17 protein-coding genes are annotated in these 25,533 nt (G+C 40.5%); all 17 read right to left on the bottom strand.

Features of this window, described 5'->3' with window-relative positions; all coding sequences use genetic code 11:
- Position 1: 1 nt before the first annotated feature.
- A complete protein-coding gene (locus ACRD64_RS03250; protein WP_430931728.1) occupies positions 2-1,441 on the bottom strand; it encodes a contractile injection system tape measure protein in 1,440 nt (479 codons plus the stop codon).
- 1 nt (position 1,442) lies between these two features.
- On the bottom strand, positions 1,443-5,645 hold the full coding sequence (locus tag ACRD64_RS03245) for a hypothetical protein (RefSeq protein ID WP_430931727.1): 4,203 nt from the start codon (positions 5,643-5,645) through the stop codon (positions 1,443-1,445).
- Between the two features lie 11 nt (positions 5,646-5,656).
- Positions 5,657-8,425, bottom strand: a complete 2,769-nt coding sequence (locus ACRD64_RS03240) for a hypothetical protein (protein WP_430931726.1) — start codon at positions 8,423-8,425, stop codon at positions 5,657-5,659.
- On the bottom strand, positions 8,413-11,649 hold the full coding sequence (locus ACRD64_RS03235; RefSeq protein WP_430931725.1) for a hypothetical protein: 3,237 nt from the start codon (positions 11,647-11,649) through the stop codon (positions 8,413-8,415). Before ACRD64_RS03235 ends, ACRD64_RS03240 begins: the two co-directional genes overlap by 13 nt.
- Before the next feature lie 32 nt (positions 11,650-11,681).
- A complete protein-coding gene (locus ACRD64_RS03230; protein ID WP_430931724.1) occupies positions 11,682-12,098 on the bottom strand; it encodes a GPW/gp25 family protein in 417 nt (138 codons plus the stop codon).
- A gap of 337 nt (positions 12,099-12,435) precedes the next feature.
- Positions 12,436-12,726 (bottom strand): PAAR domain-containing protein, encoded by a 291-nt coding sequence (locus ACRD64_RS03225; protein WP_430931723.1) that lies wholly within the window; start codon positions 12,724-12,726, stop codon positions 12,436-12,438.
- A gap of 6 nt (positions 12,727-12,732) precedes the next feature.
- On the bottom strand, positions 12,733-14,478 hold the full coding sequence (gene vgrG / locus ACRD64_RS03220) for a type VI secretion system tip protein VgrG (RefSeq protein WP_430931722.1): 1,746 nt from the start codon (positions 14,476-14,478) through the stop codon (positions 12,733-12,735).
- A gap of 5 nt (positions 14,479-14,483) precedes the next feature.
- Positions 14,484-15,185, bottom strand: coding sequence for a CIS tube protein (locus tag ACRD64_RS03215; RefSeq protein ID WP_430931721.1), 702 nt, complete (start codon positions 15,183-15,185; stop codon positions 14,484-14,486).
- A 283-nt stretch (positions 15,186-15,468) separates the two neighbouring features.
- Positions 15,469-15,627: a DUF5908 family protein gene (locus ACRD64_RS03210; protein WP_430931720.1), complete on the bottom strand. Its 159-nt coding sequence runs from the start codon at positions 15,625-15,627 to the stop codon at positions 15,469-15,471.
- Between the two features lie 2 nt (positions 15,628-15,629).
- The gene (locus tag ACRD64_RS03205) at positions 15,630-16,061 is read right to left on the bottom strand and encodes a phage tail protein (protein ID WP_430931719.1); all 432 of its coding nucleotides are present in this window, start codon (positions 16,059-16,061) and stop codon (positions 15,630-15,632) included.
- Between the two features lie 2 nt (positions 16,062-16,063).
- Entirely contained in the window at positions 16,064-16,498 is a 435-nt protein-coding gene (locus tag ACRD64_RS03200) for a phage tail protein (protein WP_430931718.1), read from the bottom strand.
- A 30-nt stretch (positions 16,499-16,528) separates the two neighbouring features.
- Positions 16,529-18,445: a phage tail sheath family protein gene (locus ACRD64_RS03195; protein WP_430931717.1), complete on the bottom strand. Its 1,917-nt coding sequence runs from the start codon at positions 18,443-18,445 to the stop codon at positions 16,529-16,531.
- Between the two features lie 18 nt (positions 18,446-18,463).
- Positions 18,464-19,249 (bottom strand): hypothetical protein, encoded by a 786-nt coding sequence (locus ACRD64_RS03190; RefSeq protein WP_430931716.1) that lies wholly within the window; start codon positions 19,247-19,249, stop codon positions 18,464-18,466.
- An 89-nt stretch (positions 19,250-19,338) separates the two neighbouring features.
- On the bottom strand, positions 19,339-19,932 hold the full coding sequence (locus tag ACRD64_RS03185; protein WP_430931715.1) for a DUF4255 domain-containing protein: 594 nt from the start codon (positions 19,930-19,932) through the stop codon (positions 19,339-19,341).
- Positions 19,933-20,164: 232 nt separating this feature from the next.
- Complete coding sequence (locus ACRD64_RS03180; RefSeq protein ID WP_430931714.1) at positions 20,165-20,830, bottom strand: LuxR C-terminal-related transcriptional regulator; 666 nt, start codon at positions 20,828-20,830, stop codon at positions 20,165-20,167.
- Between the two features lie 237 nt (positions 20,831-21,067).
- Entirely contained in the window at positions 21,068-23,587 is a 2,520-nt protein-coding gene (locus ACRD64_RS03175; RefSeq protein WP_430931713.1) for a glycoside hydrolase family 2 TIM barrel-domain containing protein, read from the bottom strand.
- A gap of 101 nt (positions 23,588-23,688) precedes the next feature.
- Complete coding sequence (locus tag ACRD64_RS03170; protein ID WP_430931712.1) at positions 23,689-25,494, bottom strand: arylsulfatase; 1,806 nt, start codon at positions 25,492-25,494, stop codon at positions 23,689-23,691.
- Positions 25,495-25,533 lie beyond the last annotated feature (39 nt).

Here is a 25,533-nt window from a genome sequence, read left to right as displayed (position 1 = left end):
GTTACCATTCTACATACAACAACTCTTTCTGCCACGGTAATTTTACAATGGAAATGCCCCATTGCAATTGATCAAGTAACACGTCTTGCGCTTTGCACTCAACGGTTAGTTTATATCCTTTATCTGTTTTTTGCAGTTTCCCATCTCTATAAAAAAACATTTGGCGTAATCCATCGGGTGATGTGCTTTTGAGTGCTGGCCAATGTTTTATTACTTCTTTTAACAAAATTTCTGCCTCCGTTTTTATATACTCGTTGATCAGGCTGTAGGTAGGAATCGGTATTTCCAAAGGAATTCCGCATAAAAACTTTTCCAAAATCATATCAGATTCAAAATATTCGTCCTTCCCAGTCACCAGAAAATGAAATGCATGCAAGGCTACAAAACGGCTTTCTTCTTTAATTGCACCCTCTTTATCTAAAAAGGCCAGGTTTTCGAAATAGGACTTCAAAAAGGGATGTATTAGGATGAGGCCCGCATTGTTTACGAATATTTCATCATTATCCTGTTTTAAAAACGGGTGTGCAACTTCCCCTTTTCTGTCAATTTCCTCAAAATTAGCCCGAAGAACTATATCCGATGTCTTTTGCAACAAACTATTTTTTAGTGTTTTATCCTTGGGATTAAAGCGTATTCTACCTCCAATATTTTTTAAGAATGCCTTTTCTATGACCGTATTAAATTCATGAATTATGGAAAGATGTTCTTTTTCATTCCCTGATATGCCCAGAGAACTGTAGAATTCTGAAAAATCAAAGAATGAATTTTCACTTTCCGTATTAACCGTTTTCGATATGAAATAACTTAAAAAAACAGACCTGAAATTATTAGATAATTTATCCACAAAAGTTATTAAGATCTTCTTTCCTGATACATTTAAAACACCCAGTGAATCGATGAAAGACAAAATATTATTTGTTGAAAGCTGGTAGACAAAACGTTTTACCGCATGTCCGTCTTTCTGCAACAGTAAACCTATCTTTTTAGCGAATGATTGTTCTTCGAGGTTCTTTTCCCATTTGTCCGGGTGCGTAAACTGTATTACATCCTCTTTTTTTCCATACCAGGGCAGATAGCCATGCTCCAGAAAATACAGAAAGATAGACGCTGCGTTGTTTCGTACATGGATTTGAATTGAGGCTTGATCGCTTCCTGTGCTTTTTGATAGGTGCGAATCCGGATTATTTAAACATTTTAAAAGTTCCTTTTCCAATTTGGAAACAACTTCATTTGTATTTTTCCAATCCTTTATGGCTAATTCCAAATCCAGAATATCAACCCTAAGTATCTTACCCGAATCATACTCTTCAAACAATTTTTCTATTCGAGGAAATATCTGATCCTGCAAAAACCGGCTGATATTATCTTTAATGAAATACGCCTCTTTCTCGCTGGCAGTATTTACATCAACCGTTACCTTATGAATGATATGATTCGACAAACTATATCAAATTACCTGCTATTATTCTCTCTACATGGTCCTTCAACATCTCAACATCAGAAATCTTTTTAAGATAATCTGCAATAAATGATTTCATGGTATCGCTGAACACAACGACTTGCTGATTTTGAAGTAGCCTGAGCAGTTCCAGAATTTGTTCCAACATATTTTTCAGAACATCAGCATGCTTAAATATTGCATCGTTATCCTGGCAACCTAAAACATTGTAGAATAAGCGCAATTGCAACTCAAATAACTGAACCAAACGAGGCACCACATCTTCCTGCCCACTCATTTCCAATATCATCTCAGTCGTACGACGAAGAAGCAATGTGAACATTCCATCCAATCGGTCGTTCGCTTCACCCTCCAGGAATTGATCAATGGCATCCGTCACACCCTCGTTAAAATCGCTGGTGCCACCATACACAACCGCCGTTTGTTTCCAAAATTCATCCACCACACCATTGTCATCATGTTTAATGGCATGCAAAGCGGTATGATCTATTAAAATATCGGCCTTGGTTTCGTCTATACAGTTTTCCTCAGGCTCATTGTTATACTTTGTATTAACGGTAGTTGTCCTGCTGCGATGCGGTGGACACACGGCTGCTCCGCGAGCCTGAAGACTAATTACCCACGAAGTTGGGCTGTCTGGCGTAAGATTGATAATATACGGATTGGCGTCACCTCGCTCAAACTCCTGACCGTTGATGGTCCATATAAACTGATTTGCGTTTAACGAAGTATTGGTAAGTATTAATTGGTTGCCTACCTGCTGTGCCGTAAAACTGGCAAAAGGAGCAGCTTGAACTACTATGGTTAAATCACTGGCTTCACCATCCAACATAAATGAATGAGTACCAGCACCTGCACTGGTCGGATTGAACACAAAGTTACCCGCTGCATTTTTACTAACACCAGGACCTGCTATTTCAACATCAGCTCCTGCAGGTGTTACATTAAACGGATAAGTTGATTTGTCATTTTCGCAATATTCCTTTTCTTCCAGATCGATGCTTGCCGGTATAGCGACAAACTCAATTCCGTGTTCAACGGAAGATGTACAGATACCGTTTTCAGCAGTAGCCGTCAGGCTTACCACCACCTTGTTGTCCTCGCCCACAGGAAGATTGTAAGTATGCGTAGGACTGCGATCTTCCGATGTGGTTCCATCCCCAAACGCCCAAAAGAATTTGACTCCCTGAACATTACCAGTCGCAACAAAAGTGAAAGTTGTTTGGCTGGTTGGCGATTCCGGAACGTTAAAATCGACCTGAATACCTTTGTAAACGGTAAGCACGGCATCCGTAACCTGATCGTTAACAGTAAAGCGTATCTCTTGTCCGATTAATTCTTCGGGGAAGAGAGCCGGAATTATAACCAAACTATTATCCTGAATAGTAATAGCCTCGGTTTCAGGATCTGATTTAACAACACCATCTGCCGGTGATATTTCAAATAAGACAGGATCTGTATCTGTGCCCAAACAATATTTATCTTTTTCCAGACGCAAAGTTGCCGGTGGTTTGGCCACAATGTAATTGATAGGCTTGCACTCGGAACAACACAAATAAGGCAGCGCAAAATCCGCAACCACCGTATTGTCAGGAATATCCGAAACCTTTACGAAAGCACTCAAAGATTCCAACCGGTTAGCAAGACTATCTTCCAACTTTAGTAAATCACTTACCCTGTTTAATACAATATTTCGTTCAGATGCACTGTATTTATTTATTTTTAGTAGGTCGTTGGCCAACTCTGCTGTGGCATTATTGAATGCATTGGAGCTAGACAAATCATTTACACTTAATTCCGGTCGCTGTAAAACCTCTTTATTTTTATATACGATAATAAAGGTACCACCAGGCACAACCCCTGCCACATGTTCGGCACCCGGATGATTTTCAATAAATTTGGAAAGCTGCAATTCCAACAATATTTTTTCTTTCCGTTTATTGATTTCTTCCAATAATATCTCCAATTTTTTACCTGAACAGCATACCGTAGACAGCTGATTAATTAAAAGTCCCATAAATGCTCGTAGCGCTACCGATAGTTGAAGAGACTGATAAGCAGCTTTCATTTTTTGAACCAGATCGCACAGTTGTACTAGTGTTATTTTATAGTCGTTCACCTTAATGGTATCCACCACAGCCACTTCTGCAGGCATACGCTGAGTAATAACATGCGTATAAGCCATCAGCTCAACCCCTTTCTCCACCACAAAAAACTTTAATCCAGGATCAGCATTCCATTCATCGGTGTTTACTTTTTCTGCCAGTTTCTGGCTGGCACTGGCAATAATATCGTTTACGGAGCCTGCCTTATTTTCTTCTATAGCAGCTTTCATCTCAATACCCAACGTATCCTTTGCAGTATTCATATTATCGGTTACAACACTGTTTACGGTATAAACGCGTTGGTACAGGGTATTCACATTCAAATAGGAAATATCTTTTCCTGCTGTTGCAGACTTTAAGTCCCCGGAATAAACCGATGCCAGCCTTGCACTGGCCTTATTTGTTAAAACCAGTTCCGATTCCTTCATGTTCTTCCCGGGTTCGGCCGTGCTAAAACTCGAAAAGAAGCTTGCCACCTGAGCGAGAATGCAATCTTGTTCGGCTTTCCACGCGTTCAGCATGACTTTTAAATCCTCAAACTCGCATTCATAATCGTCAATGTCCAGTGTTTCATCCGTCAAATTAACTGCCAGTGCCTTCACATCAAAGGCCAGTCCGTATTTCACCTTTAAATCGTTGAGTGTTTCCAATGCATCCCGGTAGTCCTTGCCCTGATGGCCTTCAATCCTAAGAAAGTCGTATTTGTCGATATTGTAAGCCAACGGGTTTTGAATATGAGGGGCAGCTGCCAGATTATCTGTATGGTAGCCCAGGTTATATTTCTCGTCTCCTTTTGATGTTTTGTGAAAGCTCCAGGACCTAACCAAAACATCGTTATGTTTGTAATAGTACGGTATGGCCTGCTGACCCAAATCTTTTAATCGATTTGATGGTATAATTTTAATGTCCCCGGATTTTACACCATATGTATCGATCAACACAAATAATCTATTAATTAAACTTTTACACAACAACAACTTATCCAATCCGCAACTAATGGCCGGGGATTTGTAGAAAGAATGCCTTAATTGTTTGGGTTGGATATTAACTTCGCTGATTAATCCCAACATCAAATGCTTTGGGAATGCATTGATATCGGGCAAGCAAATACCTTTCAAATCAAGCAATAATGTCTTTATTTCGCTGTAAGTATCTATTATATTCTTTAGAAAATCGTACCTGTACTGAATGTCAAAAGGTACCGCATAGGCACTAAAATTGAAAATAGATTTGAGCTTAGTTATTGAGGTATTTAAGATGGTTGTTGAGATATTAAGCTGTAGGATAGATTCAAAATTTTGAATGATGCGCGTGATTCCGTTTGAAAGATGTTTAACAAGGTTATCACTATTAATTACATTGTAATAGGTTCTTTTAAGTTCTTCGTACTTAACCGTGTTAATTTGATTTAACACTACCCTTCGAATGGCTATTTCCGGCAGATTAAAGTAATGGTTGAAAACATTGAAGGCACTGAAAACGGTATCCCTTTTGGCTATCAAATCCGCATCCGTTTTTGAAACCAGAAGCACTTTTAATCGATTGATTTGTTCAACGCCCTGATTGTCGCAATCGATAGTAGTACAAAGTTCATCTTCCCTGGCAAAGGACTCCAGGTAAAGTAAAACTACTTTGTTGTTCAAATCGGGTATGGTATGCAGTGGTTGAGTATCTTCAAGTTGTTCAGGAAATAACTCCCATAGATCCATTACCTGCGATTCGCCTCCAACCTGCTTTCTGAACTGATTGTAGTTGGCCACATCATCTGCAAAACTTTTATAGTACGAATACTTAACGGGTTCACTGGCTAGTGTTTTTAAATCGGAACCCGGTATTGAAACTTTCATTTGTAACAAATCACCATCGGTTGTGACACCTACTCCCGGTGTTATGGTTATGGAAGAAGCATTTAAAGATAACTTAAAGCCGCATACTATACCTACCCCGTACAGGAATACCCTGGTAAGTCTGTTCTGGTCATCAAAATAGGTAACAAACTCGTTTAACTGATCTTTGGTTAACACCTGGTTATCAACAAACGTATGATATTTGGTTGTAATTTCTGTTAATTTCGATGCCATAACTTCTTCAATTAAAGGTTTCCAATATTTGTACGGCCTAAAATAATTTTGCCTTCCGACACATCCTCTTCATCATCGCAATCTATCAATCTGCCCGAAGGATAAATTGAGTTTAGTTCAGTAAGTATTTTTATCAATGCTATCAATTTCTCTCCGTCTTGTTCCTGTCCCAGACTTGTTTTGGCCTGCAAGAATTCTTTATATGCTTCTTCAAACAGAAGCATTTCGTTCTCTTCGTCGGGCACACTTCCTGTTCGGTGGCCTATCCAGCAAATGCGGGCCAACACATGCGCCGGCAATTCCTTTCGAATCAAATCTTCCATAAAGTTTCTAAAATCAGGGTTGCCGAAACGATAGGTCCAACCCGGAAGTACGACCGTAACACGATAGGAATATGGGTCAACAGGCTGGCAACTTTCACAGTTTTCGGTGCACACAGGCATAAACTGACTTTGCGGCACTGTTGCCTGGGTAACATCAGGGCGAAGCAGCATATGTTCTACAATAAACATCCCTTCTTCGGTAAAGTCTTTGACAAAAAACCTGATAATTTCCAGAATTGCCACTTCTAGCTCTTCCTGCGTATCGTAATACAAAAATTGCCTGGCAATAATCCAGTCTGAACTCGAAGGATCAGCTTCACGGTTGATCACATCAAAAGAATACTTATTTCCGGGAGATATCTGAATCTTAAAATTACCGATCTCCGCCTCATCCTCCACTTCTGACTTAAAAGCTTCTGTAATGGTTTTTACCGACGTTTCAACTACCCTTACTACTGATAAGTACAGTTCATCTATGGCAGCCCTTGGTGTTTTATGATCGTAATTTTCTGTGGCGGAAAGTATTTTAACACCCTCATCCGTAGTAATTCGCCAACGGTAAACCTTATCGCCATCCGAATCGATTAAATCATATACCTCTACAAAAGATTCTGACAGGTTTCTACGGTTAAAATTCTTCATCCCGCAAAGACGGGCTATTCGTTTTTGGGCACCTGCAATATTATCGGTCTCCCATAGTTCGCTTGCAGGTTGATCGAAATAATTAAATGCTGTCCCTCTCCAATTGCTAATGCCCTTATTTACAGTCGAACCTGAATCATTAATCATTTCACCATATTCCGAAAGAAAAACCTCTTTGGCATTAACAATAGATTGTTCTGCAAAACTGCCATACAACTCTTTCATCAAGAAAGAAAACTCGCTAAATTTTTCGGCGAAGCGTGCTATCAAATGGTCGAGCAATTCGTTCTTTCTTATGATATTATCATCTAGATCCGAAAGCAATTTATCCGTTAAATCATCATCGTTCGCGATGGGGTAATCGCGCACTAACTCGTCAAAATCCTTGATATCCTTTACGGCTTGCGTAAAATAAGTTTTTGACAACTTGTTATCTACCGAAAGCAAGTGCTTTACTTTTTCGAGATGTGCAAAATAAGTGGCAAAAATCTGGTCGAAAAACAGCAAGTATCCTTTTAATTGCTTGACTTGTGCTTTTCTTTCAACGGTTGAACGAGGGGGCAACCCTACCTGACCAATCCCGTACGTTTCGGGAAAGTCGTTTTGGACGGTGGTTGTAGCTCCGGTTCCCCAATATTTACCTTTCGGGATTTCTATTTCCTGACCTATTTTAGCCAATTCCTTTTTGGCCTCCTCTTCCGCTTCTAATTGTTCATTGTAGGTTTTTACTGCGTCCTCATTCACATTTACCGGTAACACTCCTTTGTAATAACTGAACGCACTTTTTTCGCAAAGGATAGGTTTCTTGTCCTCTTCGATACATAACAGCCACACATCCTTGTCCTCTTCGACAGGGTTAGAGCAATCGTTAATGGATATATCTTTTATCACCTTTACACCTTCCACTTTCATGATCAGTTGAACAATATCTGAAAGGCGAACCTCAGAACGAAGTTGGGCATTGCTTAATTCCTCCGGATCAATAAAACCATTGTTAAGTACCGGCCCTTCAAATATTTGATCCGAAGTATACCCCTTATCAAACATCTGCTGAAGAGAATAAAACCAGATATCGGGCGAAAAATAATTATCGAGAATACGTACTATTTGCGCATGCACCATCTCTTCGTCCGCCTCCTGATAAAGCTCCACATATGCACAAACTTTTACCGCTTGCGTTTCAACCTGTTTGACCTCGATTAAGTCTTCACAAAGATTCCTGTTTTTATGATAGGTTGTTATAATCTCATTTTTGATTCGATCAATTTCGGCTTCTTTATCGGCATCGGTTGGAAAGTCATCATCGCTTAATTCGTCAAAATCTACCAGCAGCGTATAAAGGCCGTTTAAATCAAATTCTTTCCTATCCTGATCATCTGATAATTCAAAATCACCTTTATCGTAAGATAGGAGATCGTTTCTGCAATCGACATATACCGTTTTCCTAAACTTCTGCAACCAGCAGTTTTTTACACCCTCCATGTCGATAAACAATTTACGGTAATCATCTTCTGTTACCGGTTTTCCGGGTAAAATTTGGAGTGCTTTGAAAAATTGGTCTTCTATGAAACCTTCTTTTTCGGGGGTCAGGATATTTTCGATGGGCATTTCTATCCGCGACGACAAATCGGTAATCGCATAACAGAGCATTTCCAGCATGGTAATACCCGGATCATGCGAATTATAATCGGTCCAGATATTGCCCGCCAGCTTTTCGATATACTCGAGCCCCTTTTCTTTCAGGAATTGATAATCCAGGTCGTTGCTGGTTTCAACGCCTTTGGGAATGGTGATATGTTTGGTTACGGTTGACATATTTCTGCTGGTTCTGGGGTTGAATTAGTGCAATCATTCAAATCGGTATCTATCACATGGGTTTTGGCAGAAACCAGAATTACCTCAGGACTGGAGGGTACGGCTTCATTCACCTCGGAAACTACTTTGGTGGCAGCATTTTGCTGATGGAGTTTAACTTCCGCTATAAAATCGACATATGGCAGTTTTTCGATATAATTTATAATTACACTTTTATGCAAGGACTGACCGAATTGCAAACTTGAGGCGGAATCGAAAGCCCAAGGAGAAAGGAGCTTGGTGATATCTTCTTCTAATACCGTTTTATAATATACCTCATCATAACCTTTATGAAACTTGACTTTAAGCTCTACTGTTACTTCTTCGTATTCGGGGTTGATAACATCTACATTGACCAACGAACCAACCAGTTTTTTCAAGAAATCTGATATTTCGTTAAGCCTTGCCTTGCTTACCCTGGGCTGATAAATATCAAAAACATTTTTATCTGCGATATCTGGAATAACTACCACCACCGCGTTTCCCGGCGCCAGATAATTGGTCACTCGTTTATTGTTTACAATCGCAGTACTGGTATGGCTCAAGCACTTCGTTTTATGAATATCAGAGAAATTCTGCAGCACCAAATGTTCGTAATCCCAAATGGTAATAGCCCTGTTTTTATGCCGAAGCCGTTCGCTTACCCTTCTGTAAAAGTCTACATCAGATTCCCCTGGCCTTCCATCAAACGAATTGTATGGCTGCGTAACCGATTTTACCTTAGGAATACGGTTAATCAGTTTTGAGATGGTTTCAGACGTTAATCCTGTTTCGAGATGTTGCAGGTTATTGTCATTGTCTTGCAGCACAGCTTTAACAACCTGAGCATGAATCCCAATGACTTTACAAACCGCATCATAAGATTTATGGTTTTTTGCTTTTACCCATAGGTAACCCGATGGCAGTAAGGTATTATCGTTATTGGCTTCTCTGGGTATGGAGAATTTTACAATGCCTGATTTCAGAAAATTATCAATTTCATTAACCACCATATAACTGGTATCCAACTCTTTCCACTCGTTATTGACCATTATATGCCATTCAATTTTTTGTTTGCCAACAAAAGATTCGGCTTCGGGGTTTTCGCTTCCTTCCAGCACCTGAATAAGCAGCGCGACCGTTTGTCGGGGTTCTGCATCTTCCAGGCCAATAAACAGCTCTCCTCCCTTACAATAAGTGGGAACTAAATTTAATGATGGATTAACCCCTTCATCGAGCAAACCGTTTTGAAGTTTTAAATCCAGGTTTTCTTTTGATTGCCCGAACGGATGCTCATGGAAGAGATACAATTCTTCCTTTTCATATTTTGAACCGACCACCGAAATATTAGCCGATGCTGTATAATTTAAGGTAATTTCCTCCACAAAAGGAGTATAGGGTTCGTTGGGAATAAGGGTACTATCGTTCTCGCTGCTCATGGCCAAGGCATAAATCCTGGGAAACAATTCATGCAAAAAAGTTTGATTCAACGACAAACGAACCGGCCCGTTTTTATCTTCTTCATAAGCATCTATTCTGTTAACCGTAAAATTCATCCCAAAAACATCGTCATCTTTATTGAACATTTCTAAGGCATCCATGCCGGTTACTGTTTCCCAGTCTTCTTTATTATTTATCTCGACTGCTACCTTAAAGTGGGAATCGTCGTTTACAATTAAATCCGTGTAAGTAGGACTCATTATAATGTTTAAATTCTCTTGGAGCACAAGATCCTCGATTTCAGATGATGTTTTCTTAATCGCAGCTGCAGGAACACTAGTCAAATCAAAAATCCCGTTTAAATAACCATATGGGCTTATTTGGGTGATAAATGTGCTTCGGTAGGCCAGATACCATTCCTGAAAATCATCGGGCGTATTTTTCCATTCGATAGCAACATCAAAATCATCCCAGTTTTTTTTAAACAATTCCGGATAGTCGATATAGAATTTGGATTTTTTAAATGGCTGCGTCCCAAAAGGATAGAATGGCGTTTCGGCATTAATGGTTCCAATATCGTTCGAAAGGGAAATCCCTTTAATTCCTGTCACATCAACACTCACTGACAGATTTGAAAGTTCTTTTTCCACGATATCGCGATATAGATTGTGAGCCTCGGTGTTTTCAGTTTTAACAAGCACACGGCATATTGGATACGAAGTGTTATAACTACCTAGGTGAACTTTAGCTTCATATTTTGTAACCGGTTCTTCTTCTTTCGGAATTTCAAAGGCTATGCTAAGTTTTTTACCGGACATATTAACAGATGAGGTAAAACCGGTTACACTAATTACAGGAAACGGTCCCAGCCAGCCTTTTTCGCCGGTACAATAAATTTCCAGATGGGCGTTCAACTGAGCTTGGGTATATGATGCACCCGGAGCCGATGCAAACTCTCCGGTTATCATTACTGTACGTATTCCTTCGCTCAACTCGAGTATTTCACCCGATAACGAGAAACCGACCGTTGCATCAGCCAATTCGGGATATTCGTTATCAATACCTTCTACTTCTTTTTTATAGTATCCAAAGGGCCACCATTTCACTTCATCGTTCGGAAAATCCTCGCCCTTACCATCGTATGAATTGGCAATTTCCGCAGCTTTTAACTTGCTTGCGTCATGATCGTTACAAACACTTTTTAATTGAGAGACTTTTGTTTTGTTGGCAATTAGTTCTTCCGAAATCTGATAAATTAATTTGTTGCCATCCGGATCTTTACCCGCATCCAGTTCCGTTTCGGCCGATATTTTTTCGGATGTAGCATTTTTAGCCAATTCGAACAAGATATGAACCGAATCGGGTGAAGAAGGCAATTTACCAATTTTTAATACCTCTTTGTAGTAAAAATCAAGATGTCGCTTGGTTAGTTTATTGAAACGCTGTTGGGTTAATTGTAATAGTTTAATGAAACTTACATACAACGCCAAGTGCGGAGTAATGTCGTTTCCTTGATTAACCTCCTGCAAAAAAGCGTTTAATTCCGACTCGGATTTAAAGAAATCTTCCCAGAATCCAACAGGTATTTTCTCGTTAGCAATTCCGTAGTAGTTTACATGCGATGCAAAAGTGTAGGCAAATTGCATCCACTCTTTCAACTCAAAATCGTTAAGCTTTAACGAAGCCGGATTTAATGCAGCAATATATCGTTGCATTTGTTCCGTTCCTTCGCGTCCGAATAGTATTTCTTTTCCGCAGTTGGCCATTCATTTACATTTTGGCAATATTCATCGCATGACTATACATTTGTTTCGCTTCCTTCTTCTTTGTAGAATGGGAATACCATATTCTTCCTTGAGTTGGTAGTGCGTACAATATATTCGATGTTTATTAGTAGTTCTCCCTGCAATTCGTTGGTTGGGTCAATGTCAATCTTAATCACGTCGATTCTGGGTTCGTGGTATAGGATGGCCGATTTAATCAGGTCGGTCACATAGGTTCTCACGGTTAAGCTTAAGGGCTTAAAAATCAGCTCGTCCAAATTACAACCATAATCTGGCACCATAATACGTTCACCCAAGCGGGTAGAAAGCAATATCTCAAGGCTACTTTCGATATCAGTTTCTCCTTGAAGCAACTTGACAGATCGGTTTCCTTTTTCGAATTCCGGAGGAAAACTCCATCCGGAGCCTAAAAACGATTGATTGATTGGCATAATATTTAGTAATATTAGTTTTTTGGTTTTTGGTATGTGGTCGGTCCCGAAGAAGATAAGTTAAAAGGGTACGGAATTTCAATTCGTTCAATATTCAGTTCACAGCTCCATATACAACTGACAACTATTAACCAGTGACTATATTTTCCTAACAAAAAACAACCGCAGGTGAAAGCCCATGATATTTACAAAAAGTGTTAATACCAGGACATCTTAACTATCTATTGATTAAATCGATTCACCTCTAGCTTAGGGGTCTCCTTATTGTTGGCCTAACCCAAAAACGAAGCAAAAAAGTCAAGGCTACCTGAAAAATATCATTTGCCCGTGGAACAATCTAGCCAATAAGCACAGTCGGACATCCAGCTACGATTACGCCTCCGTGGGCTGTTGAATCGCCCATTCTTGCAGCGGGCATACCTCCTATCATCACCGTTCCTGAACCCATCGCAATCATGTCGGGCGGCCCAACACAGGTTGCCATATCTCCAACACGGGCAGCGGGCATTCCACCAATTAAAACCGTTGGCGATCCCGGTGGTAAAACCGGGCCTCCTACATGAGGAACGGTACCTGTTACCATCGGACAAGTATGCATATCTGTTATTCTTGCAGCAGGAGCCCCCATCTTACATTAATTTATCTGTACCAATGAACCTTGGATTTTTGCAATGGCACTTGATATTAAGTCAGCACCGGCCGAACCTTCGGCCTTGAACTGAGCGTTGGCTTTTATCTCCACATTGGTGCCTTCTATTTTCACATCTCCCGTAGCTTTAATGGAAATATCACCCTGACTTTCCAGGGTTATCCCGGCGCTATCCATTGTGAAAGTATTGGAGTTTTCATCTTCCAGTTGTATTACCCCGGCATCCTCATCTACACTAATCTTTTTTCCGGCCGGTGTTTCCAGCACCACTGATTTTTTGTCGTCATCAAATAATAGTTTCATCTCGCTTCTGGTCACAAAACCTTTTTCGTGATTGTCGTCACTGGCTTGCAGTGGGGCCGGTTTTGCGCTACTGTTCATCATGCCCAGAACAATTGGATCGCGCGGGTTTCCGTTGATAAAACCGATAATAACCTCATCGTCAATCTCAGGACGAAAGAAGGAACCCCTGTTCTCCCCGGCATCTAAAGTACATACCCTGGCCCAAACACCTTGTTCCTGATCGTCGACCACCGGCATACGAATCAATACACGATCTTCACCATCCGGGTCGCCTTCGAGTTGAGTTACCTTGGCCACTTGCAATCCGTTTACAGCCGCCAACAGACCAGATGCCGGCAGGTCATTTATTTTATTAGACTCTGTAAACCATTTGGGATTGATGCCAAATTGCGCAGTGCAAGTCCAGTTACCTTCCGATATTTGGTGGCGAACCGCCGAAACATAAACCTTGCCGTTAAAACGCTCACCCACACCCACTAATTCAAGTGTGGTATCGGGTTTTACTTCAGGCATTCCCTGGAATTTCACACTCCCCCTTACCTTTGAAAGTTTATTGAACAGACTTTTAGCATCGGCCCATTCCTGCAACTCGCTTTCATTCATCTCGCCACCGTCCTTTAATTGCAGATTATCAAGTCCTATTACCTGTGACAAATCGTCCGAAGTTAAGTTTCCGTTGAGGAAAATATTTGTGTCATTGGCTTCTATTTCAAACATCTCCTGGTCAGCTGCATTCCAACCATATGAGGTAGTTGTTCCAAACTGATTTCGGGCATCTATCTCCGCATCAAAATCGAGGATGGTGGCGCCATAGACCAGCGATATTGCTTCTTCCTGTTCGTAATCGGGAGCTTTAACTGAAATTTTACCATCGTCAACAACACATACTTTTCCATTGGCTTGTGCCCTAGCTATCATAAAATCCCAATCGCTTACATCATATTGAACCATCTCGGCATGTTCTACATTAGTGTTGTCAATGTCTTTATCTATGCCATATTGCCCAATGATATCCTGAATAATGTCGCTATCGTTGCTATCGTAATAGTATTTACTTTTTCTCCCAACCGTGAGTTTTACAGCCACATCTTTACATTCAACAATCAACATCGATTTGCCTGGTCTTATTTTTAGGTTGTGACGGATCACGATGCCTTTAAAGATAGTTTGATCTTCGGAATGATAGCCCGCTTGAATCTCTATCTCCTTACCCGGCACAAACAGATCCTCGTTACTGAGCGGAAAATCCTCTGCTGACGGATCGCCATCCCGAAGAACCATTTTTGCCCATGGTATTCGGTTTATTTCTTTTTCTACCGCAATGTTCAATACCTGATACGTAGCAGATAATTCTTCCCCTTCAATTAAAACTTTATAGGTTGTTAAATCGGCTGAACGAGAAGTTTGTATAACTCTTTCTTTGGGCATATTAATTAAGTTGTTTTTTCAAGTGGAGGAAAGAAAATCTCCTGCCCCACTTTAAGCTTTCTGAAATTGGTCAGGTTATTTACCTTGGCCACCTCAAGGTAATACTTTGCGTCGCCATATATACGGTGAGCCATTAATGGCAAGGTATCACCTGCCTTTACAATACGGATATGGGTTAGGTCGGGTGATGAATTGTTTTCCAGTGCCACCCGCAAATTATCTTCCACAAAACCTTTAAACTTTGCCCTGGCTGTTGCCCGTAAAGGTGCACCATTGGGGCTGAATAACTTAAAGGTAATGTCCATCTCGCTAAGGGTGCCTTTAAATAATAAGGAACCCCAAGAAATAACCAGATAGTTTGGGCGATGCTCGTCTCCATTATAATCAAAAACTATTCGTTTGAACCGGTCCACATCGTCAACTACCCCAACACCCTCGTCCGTCGACAAACTGTTATTGGTAGTATTAACCACAACACCCGAACGATCGAAGATAAATTCCAGTTCCAGATCCTCGGGAGGCATCTTGCTAAATCTTGGAGCCGAAGAACTGGTTCCCGAAGCCTGGTCCTCGTTATGCTCAATCTGGTATTTAAGGTTATATTTCTCAGGATTTAACAAGGTGGTAAATTCGCCATCGGCCACCTCGTTATTGAACTGCTCGTCGCTATATGCTTTTATTTGTAGTTTTACCAGTTCTCCAGACATTTGGAATAATAATTAATGCTAAAGGGAAATAAAGGGTTGTTGGATGATGCGTGATATCCAGGCCCAAACATAACTTGCGTATTTCAATTGAATCGTGATACGCCTCACCGTCTTTTGATGGTTCGGTTTAATTCATATCTTGTTTCTAGGGCAATAATCCCTATTCCTTCGCCATAGTACTTCCTCCTAAAAAGGGAAAGAACCTCCTCTCCACAATCCGGGCAGACTTCGTACCCGGGAGCAAGGTACCCATCACTTTTAGGAATAAAAAAGACACTTCGATTTACCGCTCCTCCTTCTTCGATAGAATTTCCATTACCTGTTCCACGCAGGCTTCTATAATCTTGTCTTTATCGCTACTGGAATTGCCCGAAGGCCTTATGCGCCTCGAATCGTCACTAACATTTATTTTAATATGGAGCTCTTTGATTTCAATTGGCATAATTAGAGGATATTAAAGTAGTTGTACGATAATTCTATAGTCTCTACAACCAGTTTGCTTTCTTCCGCACTGAAATCAGTTACCGACCATTTAAGCGGCCAGGCATGTACAATATTCCACGTGGTAAGGGGTTCGTGTTCCTCATTCAACAAGGTGACTTTAACATTGGTTGGGGAGATATCAAAGTTTTCCACCGCATCCCTGCACCATTTTATCAGTCCGGAGCCCACTACCGCTCCACGTTTCAAAACCAGGTTGGGATAGGAAGTACGAGTGGGCAGTTTGTGTTTAAACCTGTTTTCTCCCCCCTCGGCTATTTCTTCCGTTTGCAGTTCAACCGATAATCCGGCCACTGATTGAAATTCCGATTCGCCATCTATATCATCGAACTCAACTTTAAAATGAAATCCAAGTGGGGGATAGTATTCGGCCATTGTTATTCATTTTGAATGATCAGACCTTCATGAACCAATTCCATGGATTCTATAGCCACCTCGTTACCATCCGCCTTAAGGTCGGTGGATTGTACTTTGATTGGCCATGCGTTCTTAACCTTCCAAACCACAACAGGTTCGTGTTCTTCGTTTAACAAACTTATGGTAATATCACGGCGTTCAATGGTGTTCAACTTTACAGTATTCCACCAGTTGTAATACTCGTTGTCGGAGGCAAAAGTGCCGCGTTTAAGCGTTATGTTGCTAAATTTTTGCATCCCGGGCATTTTTATTTTGGAGTACTCGGGACTGGCACCATGCCTGTATTCTACCACCTCGGTTTCCACATCTAATCCGGAAACTTCGGTAAAGCCTATTTTTGTTCCACCCCAATCAACCTGAAAGTGAAACTTTACGATTGGATATGCTGTTGCCATAATTGTATATTTTATTACTTATTAAATAGGTTATGATTCCTGCATTTTGTGAGAAAACTTAAGGATAATGAATTCTGCCGGACGAACCACTGCCATGCCTATTTCAACATTCATATACCCGTTCAGGATGTCCTGTGCTGTCATGGTTTGTCCAAGACCGACTTTCACAAAGAAGGCATCATCGGGCTTGGCTCCGGCCAATGCACCTGCACGCCATTGCAATATCAAAAAGTTTTCGATCATACTTCTCACCTTCACCCAGGTATTGGCATCGTTGGGCTCAAATACAAATTGAGCGGTAGCTTTTTTAACGGACTCTTCCACCATGTTAAAAAACCTGCGAACAGAAACGTAACGCCATTCATTGTCGTTTCCGGCCAATGTTCGGGCACCCCATATTAAAGTGCCTTTGCCGGTAAATGCGCGAATAGCATTTACAGATTTACCGGCTTCGGTATCTATATTAAGGCTTTCCTGATCTTCGTGGGTAATGCGAACAGCCGGAGCTTTTACTGCGGTGATGCTTACATTGGCAGGTGCCTTCCACACTCCCCGATTTTCATCCACAGCAGCATAAATACCCACAACTGCACCACTTGGTGGCAGAACGACCCCCTGCGTGTTTATGGCGTCCAATATTCCTTTATAAACCGGATCAGTTTGAGCGAGTATTTCTGTACGGCTTTCGCGTACAGCCGAAAGCTCGGTATAGAAATCATCAATCAATGTTTTCAATTTTTCGAGCAGGGCTTTAAAATATCCTGAAGCGGTTTGGGCGGTTTGGGTGGCCGTATATATGTCGTTTCCATCGGTGGCCGGTGCGGCAAAGGTAAATCCAAAGTCCGCATTAAAATCTTCACCTAACAAAGCCGCATCCCAAGTAGGCGAAGGCGCATCACTGTTGGCGGATTGACTGAAATGGTTGTAATCGTACAATGTGACCAACAGACCATGGAAATTTGAATTCTCGGCGGTAAACCTACCATGCACGCTAACGGCTGAGTTGGTATCTGTTGCATCATTATCGGTAAATGTTAGGTCGAAGAAAGCCTCGAAATAATCATAGAGGTCCTGTGCCGCTGTTACCAACTGGGTGCGGTTGGCAATATCACCCATCACAGGTACTATTAAGCTTGATTTAGCGGCCATATCCAAATCAACATTGGCGATACCTGAAACCAGGCCACTGTTAAACAAGGCTGTAATATCAGGAACAGCAACGCTTTCCTTGGTAAATGTTCCGCCAACCACGGCGTCATAATTAACACTAAACGGCAGTGTTGTTTTTAACCAAGGGTAATAAGCTGCCCCATATTTTAGATAATTCATACCTACATTATTCCTGAAATTGGCTACAGGATCGTCGGTTGGGGTTGCCTCATCATCCCCGTCCACAATATCCATAACCGCAAACCTGTCTTGCAATTTGTTACATTGACTAAGCATAGCTGCATGTACCTCACCTGATTCCGATTCGGAAAGATGAACTGTTTCCGGAATAACCAGTAATGTAGGTAAATCCTCTTTCTCCAAAGAGGCAAGTCCATCCAGTAATGCTTGCTTGCTAACATTGCCTGCCGCCGTATTATATGCCCCAACAGATACGATATAACAATCACCTCCGCCATTGGCAAAGAACATACGTAGTGTATCGTAAATTAAATTAATACCATTCACGTTGGTGGAGTTCACTGAATTGTCGGCATTCAAATCAATTTCTAGCGTTGTTGGATCGGGAGCACCTCCGAAGAAGAACTCATACTCTTTTAACGAACCTATTTTTATAGGCTTGATGATACTGCCTGCGTGGTAATCAACCCCATCAACAACCGCTGATTCAGTATAGCCGATAAAAGCGGGGATCGCGGTTTCAACCTGTGCGACGGATGGTGGAAAAATGGATATCTCCTCCACATAAACGCCCGGTGTTTTGTACGATGTTGCCATAACTGTTCAATTTAAATTTCACATATATATTTCTGAATATATTTTGTCGTTGGTGCTGTCGGGCTTTATCAGCCTGTAATCGGGGTTGGGAAGCTCAACTCCACCAAGTTCAATGGATACAAATCCTTTTTCGGTAAGGGGTTGGTCGGTTTTGGTTACCAGTATCTGGCTATTACCATTTTCTGTTTCCAAATCATCCAAACCAGTGACTGTCTGGTCAGTGTCGAAAATATATCGCCAGGTAGTCTTTCGGTTTTCGAAGAGTATCTCGAAGCTTTGATACGGATCGGGTATATGACCGGTTGCATCGGTAACATTCCAGGCTGTTTCATCACCTTTCATTACAATACGAATTATACCAAAGAGGTTTTCTTTTTCTGCAACCGTAAGTCTTTCCAGCTCATTGGTTGCTCCGGTATCTGATAAAACGAAACCATCATCTACTGCCACATTGTCTCCTGTTCTACCTATCAATGGATAAGATACTGGTTCGCTATCGGGCACTTGGTTTGAGAAGAAGAAAAGATTTCCGGCATTTTCGAGGGCAAGCTCTGTATAACTAAAAAAAAGTGAATCTTTTAACTTAATCAAGAAAGTCAATTCGAGTTCATCATCCAATTCGATAAAAGGTTCCGTGATATCGGTTGGCGTTACCTGGCTCCAAACTGTAAATCCGAAATCTGTAGCCCTGAAAACCAAATTATGCCCCGATATTTTTTGCTGACTCTCTGATGTAGTCACAAACGTCAATGTATTGGAGATGTCATATTCAGCAAACTGCTTATCCTTATCTTCCTGATTCATTGACAAATATTCATCCGAACCTTTATTCAGAAAAAAAAGGTGAAGAATACTGACGTCGAAAAGAGGTTTGTATAAGATGGAAAAAGACATTATTTGATGTGGTTTAAATCCCCGCCTATATGGGTGATCACTTCTGAGGTAGCCAGTTTTTTATCTCGTTCTACCTGAATCAATTGCACTTTGTAGATTACCGAAGGTAGTTGTCGCCCACCCAATGTACCCCAAATATTATTGAGCTGCTCGAAACTTGCCGTGTAAATCTGCACGACAAACTTAAAGTAATCAAGCACATCGAAGGACACATTATTGCGGTTGTACACCGTGTTGGATGAGGTGAATATGGTTTTTGCCTGAAAAAACTCTATGGTTTTCGAAATGCTCCTTAAAGATCGCTCGTAAGTGTCGCAATTGGCACTAATCAGCAAGAACAAGTTTAAATTAACGGGGGGGTTTTTGTATTCGGTTCTGTTATTAACCACCTTAAATGAAGGCGCGTTTTTAAGTGTCGATTCTTCTTCTATATTTAATAGGGTTAATATCACATTTCCGTTCAAATCCCTGGCATCGTTACTGCCCGACTCCCACAGGGCAATATTGCCCAACATAATATCTTCTTCCAGATTAATATCCTCGAAATATTTTTCAAGTTGTTCCTTAAGAATTTGAAGGGTTTCGTAAATCATCCGTTGAAAAAAAAAAGATGGCGTTCAGCCACGTGAGAAAAGATATTTTATGGTATGCATCAATTTACCGTAGGATAGATAAAACTATGCAGCTTCGCCACGTCAGTTACATCTAATCCTATCATACAATTATTCTAATTGCAATTTCATCTAACTTTTTGTAAAAATCTATCCTGATTTATGAGGATTTTCGCTTTTTTTTATGATAAACACAGCGAACGAAGGGGTGGATTCAAACAAAATTGGCGAAAGCCGCTATCTTAATAAGTTCGGCAGTATTTTTTGCGTTCAGTTTTTCTTTAAGATGTTTCCGGTGAGAAACCACTGTGTTTTCACAGATGTTAAGTTTACGGCCAATTACTTTGGCCGAATCACCTGATGCAATTAATCGTAACACCTGTTTTTCCCGGGAAGTAATATTGTTGACAGGAGGTTTTAAACCTATTTTCGGTTCAATTTCTTGAATATATCCAATCAATTTATTAGGCGCTATCCTTTTGGTACTGCGTTGATTTATAACATGTACCTTAATATTCACCCAGGCATTTGTTTTATGTTTCAACTTACAATACACTGTGTTAACTAACACGCAATGATTTACTTCATGAGAATCGGTACGTATAAATGTAACTATGTCACAAATTAGTTTGGAATAATCATCCGGGTGAATCAAGGTCTTAAAAAACAAGATTCCTTTGTTCATAAATTCGTTTGGTAAGTAACCGGTAATTCGCCAGATGTATGGAGAAATGTATATACACTTATCTTTACAATAGTCGTAAATAAACGGTGAACTGTTTTGAGTCTTGTTGAAGAGGTGGTTTAAATTACGCGATTCAAATTCGCCTCCCCCCTTACAACTATAATCTGTTAAGGATGACAATAGTGTATTTTCCATAACCATAACATCTATGAAACGTAACTTTTATGGTACCTAATATAATACCATATGGAACAGACGTCAATAATGAGGATTAAGTTTATCGACAATTTTTCCAAAACAACAATAATTGTAACAGCTACATCTTATAGTCAGCCTCGAATTACACGAATTGGTTTATGTTCAGAAAACAGGACCCTGGCTGACCAAAGCTATGGTTTTCGGAATTTTATAAGTTTCCATGAATAAGGCGAGTTACTTCATCCCAATCTTTATTTCTTGACCTTTTATATCTCCAGTAGATACTGATACCGATGCTAAACCTTTTTTACCAGTTGACCTGATAATAGCCCGGGCTTTTCCATTATGTGTAGTTACTTTATTGGTATTGTGCGGAGCCACATTCATTTCCCATCCATTGTCAACAGCAAGCAATTCTGCATTTCCAGTTACATCAAAAACAATCTCTGTCTCAAGATCTTTTATTTCAATGCCTTTTTCATCATATAGTTTTACAGTTACATGGGCAACATCGTAATTATCGGCTTTTAAAGTAGCTTTATCGCTCTCAATCTCAATTCGGGCTACTTTTCCTGTAGATCCCAACATATATTCGTCCACCGCTTTCCCACCGTTATAACCTACAACCTTTAACTCTCCTTTATGGTAAGGAACTTGCCACTTTATAATATTATCAGTTTCAGAATAATTAGCTAAAGCCTGTTTGCCCAGACTAATTCCGTTTAAAAAGAGTTCTGCCTCCTGGCAATTGGTATAAGTTTGTACAATGATATTTTCGCCCTTTGAATAGTTCCAGTGCTCATTTACCTTATACCATTCCCATAAACGAAGTTTATTCCATACCGGCGGAGGTGTCATATGCATATCGAATTTCCATCCTTCTTCTTTGGTATATGAAAATTCAGATTGGCTGGCAGGAGTTGTTACCATATATACTTTTGGGTCTGTTTTCCACAAACACTCAAAAAAGTGGCCCCTAGGATTTTTAAATCCTGCGAAATCGAACAATGATATATTCAGTCCTTTACGAGGCCATGGCCCCGCTTCGCCACGATAGGCAAAACCAGTCCAGACAAATATGCCAGGAACAAAGTCGCGATTTATACTGTTTTTCCATTCGGAATAGGCCACCCAGTTTTCTGAACCAAGAATGCATTTTTCGGGGAATGTTTTGTGAAAAGCGTCATAATCAGCCGCCCTGTAATTCAATCCTAAAATATCCACTGCCTTACCATAACCATTCGTCATTGAAACTGATGGAATAACGCTTCCGCAAATAGTTGGCCGCGATGTGTCCTCTTCTTTTACCCAAGCGGCAAGTTGAGTTGCCACAATTGTTAAAGAATCGATACCTCCGGTAATTTTTTGGAATGTGTTTCCAATCAAAACTGTATCATACGAAGGTGTGGTATAATATCCATCAATATCTTTATTCACGGTTCCGAAAGTTTCTGCATACTCAGGAAAAGTCCATTCTATTTCATTGCCAATGCTCCACATTATCACGGAAGGATGGTTGAAGTCGCGACGGATCAGATCTTTGAGATCATTCTCTGCCCATTCGAAAAAGACATCACTGTAACCTTTGGAAATATCGTGACTGGCAGCTTCGTCGCCCAAATAGTTTATGCTTTTCCCTTTAGGATTATGCCATTCGTCAAAGAACTCATTCATCACCAACATCCCTTGTTCGTCACACACATCCATTAACAATGGGGAGTGCGGGTTATGAGCCATGCGTACCGCATTTACGCCTATCGATTTTAACTGACTGATCCGATATTCCCAAATGCCTTTAGAGTCTGCCGAGCCGACAGCTCCCATATCGTGGTGCAGGTTAACTCCTTTCAGTTTTAGGTTTTTTCCGTTTAAGTAAAAACCATTGTTCGAATCGAAACGGAATTCCCTGATACCAAATCGTTGTTCAACCTGATCTACAACTGCACCATTTTGTTTTATGGAGATAAGTGCGGTATACAAATTGGGATTTTCTACACCCCAAAGTTGAGGGTTTACCATTGTGATACTTTGTTTCGCTATTTTTTTACCATCCGTATTTTTGCTATATGATATTGCATGTTTATCTGCATCAACAATTGAAATTTCTACTTCAATATCATCGTTAGTACCTTCAACCTTAGTTTCGATTTGAACAGTGGCTTCACTTGAATTTACCTTAGGCGTAGTGATTCGAACTCCCCATTGCGGAATATGCACCTTGGATGTTTTTACCAACCGCACGTTTCGGTAAATACCCGAACCCGTATACCAACGTGTATCGGCATAAGCACTGTGGTCTACTTTAACGGCAATAATATTGTTGGCTCCATAATTAAGATGTTCGTTTAGTTTATATGAGAAGCTGGAGTAACCGTTAGCCCTGTATCCTAATTTCTCGCCATTTAAATAAACTGTTGAATTACAAAATACGCCATCAAACTCAACCCATATAGATTTACCCATATCTGATGCCGGAACTGTAAAGTTTTTTCTGTACCAACCAATTCCCCCTTCAACAAAACCAGTACTGGCAGCCGTATTTTCTTTTTGGTAACCTGTAATGTTGCTCCAATCGTGAGGTAAACGTATGTCTTCCCAGGCAGAATCGTCGAATGAAACCTGTTCTGCATTAGTTTTATCCCCCAGTGTAAACTTCCAGTTAAAATTAAAATCGTCGATGGTACGAGGCTGCTCTTTTACACAGGACGATAAAAGTATGGCTACGAATAATAATAAAGTGCTTATTGCTTTCATTGATGAATCAATTTAAATTGTGTTATATCTTCTGTCAAAATTATAAACCTTTAATGTTATTGTCAGGAATATATTCTGATTATATACATGGTGAAAATGGCTTATTTAACTTTTGCTAGATAAATGTAATAAGTACCAGCTATTAATTCTCCTTCCTGATTAAACATGGTTCCCTTTACAGTTGTGTCACCTTTTTGTAAGTTCAGTTCAAAAACTATCTCTTTATCGTTGCCATTAACTTTTTTCGTTTCGGAATGGCTTCCTACTTCAAGTTTAATTGTCTGAATGTGTAAAATTTTCGTTTCATTTCCATAAATAAATTTATCAACTCCTCCATGTATAGTCCACGAATCCACTTTTTTTATAAAGGTTGGAACACCCTGGATGGGCGCATTGGTTTCACGAGGCCAACGCCTTACTTCAAAACGGTATAAACCGTTCTCCGAAACAGTGATATCCCATGCTCCGACTTCGGGGCTTCCGGCTGCAACCTGAGCATGGTTCCAGGGTACTTTGGGCAGATACCAGTCGGAAGGGCTTAAGAAGATTTCAGGGTCTTCTTTCTGACCAACAATAAACCGTGGTTTGTCACGGTCTCCAGGCGATACACGTTTCCAATAAGCTTTGTAAGCTTTTCTGATTTTATGAGCCACTTCAGGGTATTGACTAATCACATTGTTTTTTTGTCCGAAATCTTTCGATAAATCATAAAGCTCCTTGTTATTTACAAGTCTCCAGTTATTCATCATACCTGCTGTTTGATGCCATTGTTGAGAAGTAAAAGTCCGTTGGTTTTCAACAAAAAGAACTCTATCGGATAATTTCAATTCCGGTTTAAGTAATTGCTTTTTAAAACTTCGTCCATCGAATTCCACTTTTTTCGGAGCCGATAATCCACAATGGTCTATTAATGTAGGGAGTACATCGAAGTGAGCCGTAATGTCAGTTACATCTTTTCCATGTTTTAAGTTTCCATCTGGCCAATGAATAAAAAATGGAACCCGGTGACCTCCTTCGTAAGGCTGAGTTTTTTTACCTCTCATTCCGGCATTGTATAGTTTGACTCCAGCCGTTCCTCCGTTATCGCTCATAAAAATAAGGATGGTGTTTTCAGCTTTTCCCGTTTCTTCGAGCACCTTTCTCAACTTGCCAATATTCTGGTCGATGCGGTCAATACCAGCAAAAAAGTAGGCCACGTAATCCGAAATACTACCTTTATACTTATTAACCATTTTTTTATCAGGTACCGTATGAGGATCGTGGGGAAGATACGTGGCCAGATATACAAAGAAAGGTTCATCATTTTCGCCCTCTTTTATGAAGTCTGTTGCCGCATCAAAAAATACATCGGGAGCATAACCCGCTCTCTTTTCTCTTTCTCCGTTATGCCAATACATATCATCTACCCGGTCGTTGTCAAACCAATCGTCTGTGGTCCCAGTGCCGCCATCACCATGCCCTAACCACTCGTCGAAACCACGATCCATCGGACGATACGGGTAGTTGGAGCCTAAATGCCATTTCCCAAATGCTCCTGTACGATAACCCGAAGCTTTAAACACATCGGCCATCGTTATTTCCGAAGCTCGCAGGTGATTACCTCCGGCTATGGTATGCCACACTCCGGCCCGGTGTGAATATTTACCCGTCATCAAAGCACCCCGGGTAGGGGCACAAGTTGGATCTACATGAAAATCGGTAAATCGTACAGATTCATCATACAGCTTATCAATATTGGGTGTTTTTATTACGGGATTGCCATGGCAACTAAAGTCACCATATCCCTGGTCGTCAGTGACGATAAGAATCACATTCGGACGCTTAATTGCGCTTATTACCTGAGCAGTCATCCATAAAATAATGAAATGCAACAGGAATAGCTTTATTTTATTAGCTGATATACGCATATCAATTTAAACTTTTTCTTAAAAGACTTTATTTCCAAG

The sequence above is a fragment of the Saccharicrinis sp. 156 genome (genome assembly GCF_050589685.1).
In the GTDB taxonomy this organism is placed as follows: domain Bacteria; phylum Bacteroidota; class Bacteroidia; order Bacteroidales; family Marinilabiliaceae; genus Saccharicrinis.
The sequence above is the reverse complement of the archived record's forward strand: the minus strand, read 5'-3'. Positions and strand labels throughout refer to the sequence as shown.

What these genes read in the sequence shown, in the direction of transcription:
- ACRD64_RS03245 (WP_430931727.1), bottom strand. Translation starts at nt 5,645, where the DNA reads ATGGCATCGAAATTAACAGAAATTACAACCAAATATCATACGTTTGTT.
- ACRD64_RS03240 (WP_430931726.1), bottom strand. Translation starts at nt 8,425, where the DNA reads ATGTCAACCGTAACCAAACATATCACCATTCCCAAAGGCGTTGAAACC.
- ACRD64_RS03235 (WP_430931725.1), bottom strand. Translation starts at nt 11,649, where the DNA reads ATGGCCAACTGCGGAAAAGAAATACTATTCGGACGCGAAGGAACGGAA.
- ACRD64_RS03230 (WP_430931724.1), bottom strand. Translation starts at nt 12,098, where the DNA reads ATGCCAATCAATCAATCGTTTTTAGGCTCCGGATGGAGTTTTCCTCCG.
- ACRD64_RS03225 (WP_430931723.1), bottom strand. Translation starts at nt 12,726, where the DNA reads ATGGGGGCTCCTGCTGCAAGAATAACAGATATGCATACTTGTCCGATG.
- vgrG (WP_430931722.1), bottom strand. Translation starts at nt 14,478, where the DNA reads ATGCCCAAAGAAAGAGTTATACAAACTTCTCGTTCAGCCGATTTAACA.
- ACRD64_RS03215 (WP_430931721.1), bottom strand. Translation starts at nt 15,185, where the DNA reads ATGTCTGGAGAACTGGTAAAACTACAAATAAAAGCATATAGCGACGAG.
- ACRD64_RS03210 (WP_430931720.1), bottom strand. Translation starts at nt 15,627, where the DNA reads ATGCCAATTGAAATCAAAGAGCTCCATATTAAAATAAATGTTAGTGAC.
- ACRD64_RS03205 (WP_430931719.1), bottom strand. Translation starts at nt 16,061, where the DNA reads ATGGCCGAATACTATCCCCCACTTGGATTTCATTTTAAAGTTGAGTTC.
- ACRD64_RS03200 (WP_430931718.1), bottom strand. Translation starts at nt 16,498, where the DNA reads ATGGCAACAGCATATCCAATCGTAAAGTTTCACTTTCAGGTTGATTGG.
- ACRD64_RS03195 (WP_430931717.1), bottom strand. Translation starts at nt 18,445, where the DNA reads ATGGCAACATCGTACAAAACACCGGGCGTTTATGTGGAGGAGATATCC.
- ACRD64_RS03190 (WP_430931716.1), bottom strand. Translation starts at nt 19,249, where the DNA reads ATGAATCAGGAAGATAAGGATAAGCAGTTTGCTGAATATGACATCTCC.
- ACRD64_RS03185 (WP_430931715.1), bottom strand. Translation starts at nt 19,932, where the DNA reads ATGATTTACGAAACCCTTCAAATTCTTAAGGAACAACTTGAAAAATAT.
- ACRD64_RS03180 (WP_430931714.1), bottom strand. Translation starts at nt 20,830, where the DNA reads ATGGAAAATACACTATTGTCATCCTTAACAGATTATAGTTGTAAGGGG.
- ACRD64_RS03175 (WP_430931713.1), bottom strand. Translation starts at nt 23,587, where the DNA reads ATGAAAGCAATAAGCACTTTATTATTATTCGTAGCCATACTTTTATCG.
- ACRD64_RS03170 (WP_430931712.1), bottom strand. Translation starts at nt 25,494, where the DNA reads ATGCGTATATCAGCTAATAAAATAAAGCTATTCCTGTTGCATTTCATT.